Annotated in this window: 2 protein-coding genes; one reads left to right on the top strand and one right to left on the bottom strand. The window is 63.0% G+C overall.

Features of this window, described 5'->3' with window-relative positions:
• On the bottom strand, positions 1-1,174 hold a 1,174-nt coding region (locus V7D69_RS16150), incomplete at its 3' end, for an argininosuccinate synthase (protein ID WP_333606359.1).
• Positions 1,175-1,292: 118 nt separating this feature from the next.
• Between V7D69_RS16150 and V7D69_RS16230 the strand changes: the two genes are divergently transcribed.
• On the top strand, positions 1,293-1,574 hold a 282-nt coding region (locus V7D69_RS16230; RefSeq protein WP_442947070.1), incomplete at its 3' end, for a hypothetical protein.

Genomic DNA, 1,574 nt, shown 5'->3' with positions numbered 1-1,574 from the left:
GCTTGATGAAGCCCGCCGCGTCGCGCTGGTCATAGGCGCCCGCATCGTCCTCGAAAGTCACGACCTTCTCGCTGTAGAGCGAGTAAGGCGACTTGCGGCCCACGACATAGACGCCGCCCTTGTACAACTTCAGCCGAACCGTGCCCGTCACCTTCTCCTGGCTATGGTCGATCGCCGCCTGCAGCATCTCGCGCTCGGGCGAGAACCAGAAGCCGTTATAGATGAGCTCGGCATAGCGCGGCGCCAGCTCGTCCTTGAGGTGCGCGGCGCCGCGATCGAGCGTCAGCTGCTCGATGCCCCGGTGCGCCAGATGATAGATGGTGCCGCCCGGCGTTTCATACATGCCGCGCGACTTCATGCCGACGAAGCGGTTCTCGACCAGGTCGAGCCGGCCGATGCCATGCTTGCGACCATAGTCGTTAAGGGTTTCGAGCAGGGTCGCGGGCGACATGCCGACGCCGTTGATCGCCACGCCATCGCCACGCTCGAAATCGATCGTGATATATTCCGGCGCGTCCGGCGCATCCTCCGGGTTCACCGTGCGCGAATAGACATAATCCGGGGTTTCCTCCCACGGATCCTCCAATACCTTCCCCTCGGACGAGGTATGCAGCATGTTCGCGTCGGTCGAAAAGGGGCTTTCGCCGCGCTTGTCGCGGGGGATCGGGATCTGGTGCTTTTCGGCGAATTCGATCAGCTTGGTGCGGCTGGTGAGGTCCCATTCGCGCCAGGGCGCGATCACCTTGATGTCGGGGGCCAGGCCATAATAGCCCAGTTCGAAACGCACCTGGTCATTACCCTTGCCGGTCGCGCCGTGGCTGACGGCGTCAGCCCCGACCTGCTTGGCGATTTCGATCTGCCGCTTGGCGATCAGCGGCCGCGCGATCGAGGTGCCGAGCAGATAGAGCCCCTCATAGAGCGCATTGGAGCGCATCATCGGGAAGACATAGTCCTTCACGAATTCCTCGCGCAGGTCGTCGATGAAGATATGCTCTTGCCTAACGCCCATCAGCTGCGCCTTGGCGCGCGCCGGCTCCAGCTCCTCGCCCTGCCCCAGGTCGGCGGTGAAGGTTACGACCTCGCACTGGTAGGTCTGCTGCAGCCATTTCAGGATCACGCTGGTATCGAGCCCTCCCGAGAAGGCTAGAACGATGCGGTTGATCTTGTCGGACATGGGCGGTGCGACCTTCCTGTGCTGGCGCGAAAATTACCGGCGCGCCGGTATCAGGGGTAGGCCTCAAGTGCAACCGAGTCGGTGCAAACGGCTCATGCAAAAGGGCGACAGCCCCGCCATGCCCAGCCTATTGCGTTTCGTCGGACCGCGTTTCCCGCCTGCTGCCTTCCAGTTGGCGATCCTTGCGCTGTTCTTCCTGAAACTGCGCCTGCCGCTCGGCCTTGGTGCGCCCGAACTTAACCCGATTGGCCTCGGCTACACGCGCCTTGTCCGCCCGCATCTTCGTCTTGCGCGCCTGCCTCAGATTGATGATGTCGGCCATGACTGCTCCCGCGGCTCGGCAGGAAGGGAGACGGTGGAGCGGGTAGCGGGGATCGAACCCGCATCACAAGCTTGGAAG

This window comes from Novosphingobium sp. (assembly GCF_036733805.1).
Classification (GTDB): domain Bacteria; phylum Pseudomonadota; class Alphaproteobacteria; order Sphingomonadales; family Sphingomonadaceae; genus Novosphingobium.
This window is presented reverse-complemented; position numbering and strand designations above follow the sequence as displayed.